The sequence below is a fragment of the Kosmotoga sp. genome (genome assembly GCF_982836095.1).
The window spans coordinates 8,011-11,707 of the sequence record NZ_CEYIHJ010000039.1; the positions used below are offsets into that span (position 1 = coordinate 8,011).

Annotated in this window: 3 protein-coding genes and 1 pseudogene; all 4 read left to right on the plus strand. The window is 40.3% G+C overall.

Annotated elements, in window-relative coordinates:
• A pseudogene (locus AC3LHT_RS04150) lies at positions 1-445 on the plus strand (hypothetical protein); the annotation flags it as partial.
• A gap of 71 nt (positions 446-516) precedes the next feature.
• Positions 517-1,422, plus strand: a complete 906-nt coding sequence (locus tag AC3LHT_RS04155; RefSeq protein WP_290647218.1) for a carbohydrate ABC transporter permease — start codon at positions 517-519, stop codon at positions 1,420-1,422.
• On the plus strand, positions 1,415-2,254 hold the full coding sequence (locus AC3LHT_RS04160) for a carbohydrate ABC transporter permease (protein WP_290647217.1): 840 nt from the start codon (positions 1,415-1,417) through the stop codon (positions 2,252-2,254). Before AC3LHT_RS04155 ends, AC3LHT_RS04160 begins: the two co-directional genes overlap by 8 nt.
• A 178-nt stretch (positions 2,255-2,432) precedes the next feature.
• Positions 2,433-3,697, plus strand: a 1,265-nt coding sequence (locus tag AC3LHT_RS04165) for a protein O-GlcNAcase (RefSeq protein WP_488662071.1), incomplete at its 3' end; no start/stop codon positions are given.

A 3,697-nucleotide genomic window follows, 5' to 3' on the forward strand; every position in this document is an offset into this window, starting at 1 on the left:
CGATATTGGTATGCCTTTGGAAGACTTTAACAACACTTTTGACGCTGCAATTATTCCTGCTCCTGCTTCTGGCGGAGAACCAGGTGCATGTGTTGCAGGCGGATACCTTTTCTCAATCAGCAAATTTTCCAAGAATGTTGATCTGGCAAAGGAATTCCTTTGGTACCTCACAGGACCTATCGGCTGGAATGACAATTCCGGCACCAAAAAAGATGGTGTTGTGACCATTTACAGCGCATTGAATACTCTTAGCTCAATGCCTTTTGCTGATGAGATAAAAACTGCTTTGAACCATGCTCATTTCAGACCCACTATCCCTGAATATTCAAAGATATCTGAAATAATCAGAAGTGCTATTCAGGAATATGTCATGAATTACAACAAAGTGTCTGCTAAAGAGGTTCTTGACAAAGCAGCAGCGAAGGTAAACAAGATATTGAAATAATTATTTAATTAGTAGGGTGTCCCAATGGGCACCCTGCTGTTTATTTAACGACAGCAAAGGAGAGATACACATTGATTATTCGAAAGAAAATTACTCCATTTATTCTGCTTTCTCCTGCCGTTATAATGTTACTTGGACTCATGCTTTTTCCATTGGCATGGTCTTTTTTCACAAGCTTAAAAAGCATGAGCCTATTTGATTTAATGATGCATAGCGGTGAATTTGTGGGTTTCAGTAATTATGCTGATATCTTTCAAGACAGCAATTTTTGGAATGCATTAAAGAATTCATTGATATATGTTGGAATCTCTGTAATAGGACAAGTAGCTTTTGGGTTGCTTATTGCAAGCATATTGCATAGCAAAATAGTTAAATTTTCAGGACTTTTCAGGGCTCTTTTCCTTATCCCCTGGATTACATGTAGTGTAGTTGCGGCATACTCATGGATATATTTTCTTGATGCAAATATAGGTTTTTTGCCAACTTTATCACTGAATTTTGCTTTTTTAAAAGCACTAGGCATGGATAGAAGAGATTGGTTAACGAACCCATCTATCGTCATTTTTGTACTTTCAGTGATAAACATCTGGAAAGGCACAGCTTTTTCAATGCTTATGCAATCAGCTGGATTTCAAAGTATTCCTGGTTCGGTTTTCGAAGCCGCCAAAGTAGACGGTGCTAACGCAATTCAAAGATTTTTCCGCATAACTATTCCGATATTATCCCCGTTTATACTCATCAATCTCGTTATGACTACAATGATTACTTTCAACATATACGATATGATTCTCGTTATTACAGGCGGTGGCCCGGCTCATGCAAGCGAAGTTTTGAGTCTATATGTGTATAACACAGGATTCGTTAATGGTGAGATTGGGTATGCTGCCGCGCTTTCAATGATCCTCTTTGCTGTAAATCTTATTGCCACTGTTTTTTACTTAAAGTATTTGAATCCAAGGAGAGGTAACAATGACTAATCGAAAAAAAAGGATTATTATTAAGCTTTTAGCGTATGGATTCATAATTTCATGGGCAGTGTTTAGCCTGTTCCCGCTCAGCACTATGTTTTTAACGGCTTTAAAACCGAAAAATGCCTTTGACCAGTTTCCACCAAGCTATTTTTCGACCAATCTAACATTGGATAATTTCAAATATGTTTTGTTTAATTCGGATTGGATCAAATACTATTTGGATACAATTTTCATTTCAACGGCTGCTTCAATAATTGCCGTTCTTACGGGCTCATTGGGTGCTTATGCTTTTTCAAGGTATCAATTTAAGTATAAACGAACAATAATGGTTGCTATTCTTGCATTGCAAATGATCCCGGTAGCGTCGATAGTTATTCCTTTGTACAACATGTTCGCCACAATAAACATGTTGGATACATATTGGGTTTTGATACTTATCAATGCTGTTGGGTCAATGCCGTTGATAATCTGGCTTATGAACGGGTATTTTTCAAGTATTCCCAAAGAACTTGAAGAAGCGGCCTATATTGACGGATGTTCTAATATGAAAGCGTTCTGGAAAGTAACATTTCCTCTGGCTGCTCCAGGATTGGCTGCCTCGATGATATACGCATTTGTTTATGCTTTTGGAGATTATATTATCGCGAAAACGCTCGCTGGAAGCCGCATTATTACTTATACAGTAGGACTTACACTGTTTTCAAATCAATACGAGGGAATGGATATAACATTGGTTTCTGCTGCTGCTTTTACTGCGTTAGTTCCAATAATCGTACTTTTCTCGATATTCCATAAGTACTTCATAATTGGTATGACCGGTGGCGCGCTGAAAGAATAATAACGCTTTTGAAAAAACATGGGACATGTTCTAAAAGTCCCATGTTTTTTATTGTTGTTCTTTACAGCATTTGTCGCGCCTTAAAATGCTTTGAACCTCAGGAATGTCCTTTTCGCGATCCGGTGTAGTATTATGATAGTGTATTTGACGAAATGCTCCATGAAACGGAGGGGTAAAAATGGCCTTTGAGATTCTTGGCGTGGTAGAGGGTTTTTATGGGAAACCGTGGCCTATGGAACGGCGGGAAGAGATTATTAAATTCATTGGAGAGCAAGGATACAATCTATACATATATGCCCCAAAAGACGATGAGCTTCACAGATTTAGATGGCGAGAGCCTTATCCGGAAGAATTCATGAGGGCTTTCAAAAGACTGGTTTATCTCGGTGAAGAATCAGGTGTGGCTGTTTCGGTTGCGATTAGCCCCGGTTTATCGGTGAGTTATTCAAGCGAGAATGACCTTTCAGCAATTGTGAACAAGTATCTCGGCTTCGCTGAGCTGGGTGTTGGAACCTTCGGGCTTTTCTATGACGATATACCCCCTGCGCTATTTGACGAAACCGATAAGAAACGCTTTGATACCCTCGCCGAAGCTCAAGCTCATTTCGCCAACAGGGTTATAGAAAAGCTGCGAATGGAAGTAAAACATCTGAATTTCATTGTTTGTCCCACGGAATATCACAAGAATCCGAACTCGTCTTATTTGAAAGAATTGGCCAGGAAGCTTGATCCCGATGCCAAGATTATGTGGACCGGCCCGCAAGTTTGTTCAAAAGCTATTCCTGTTTCAGATGCCATGGCTTTTGAAGAATCAACCGGCCGAAAGGCTCTTTACTGGGATAACTACCCTGTGAACGACAGCTATATGATTCCCGAGCTGCATATTGGCCCTTACACGGGACGCTCACCCGAACTTTCAGACCATTCTGCCGGGATAGTTCTCAACCCTATGATACAGCCAGAGGCATCGAAAGTCGCTTTAGGATGTGCAGCGAAATTCTTTTCAGACCCATGGAACTATATACCTGAAAAAGCGTGGAAAGAGACAATTCAGGAGCTTTTCGGGGAGCTCTCTGATGCTTTTGAGCATTTTGCACTCTATAATATGCAAAGTCCACTGCACCCAGCTGAATCAGAAAAGCCAACAGAGGTAATGGAAAGTTTTAAGGCTGCTTATATAAACGGAGATTTGGAAAAGGCATTAACCATTCTTCAAAATGAAGGGCAGACGATGCTATCCGGGGGAGAGAAGCTCTTGGATAACCTTGATGACAAGCTGATTCGGGAGATTTCTCCGTGGCTAAAAGATTATATAACATGGGGAAAACTGTTGCTGGAAGCGGTAGAGATTTTAGAAAGCCGGGACGTGCTTTTTAATTCCACGGCCGAAAATAAGAAAAAGACTGAGAGGCTTCAGAGAACGCTCGAAGAAGTGGAAACACA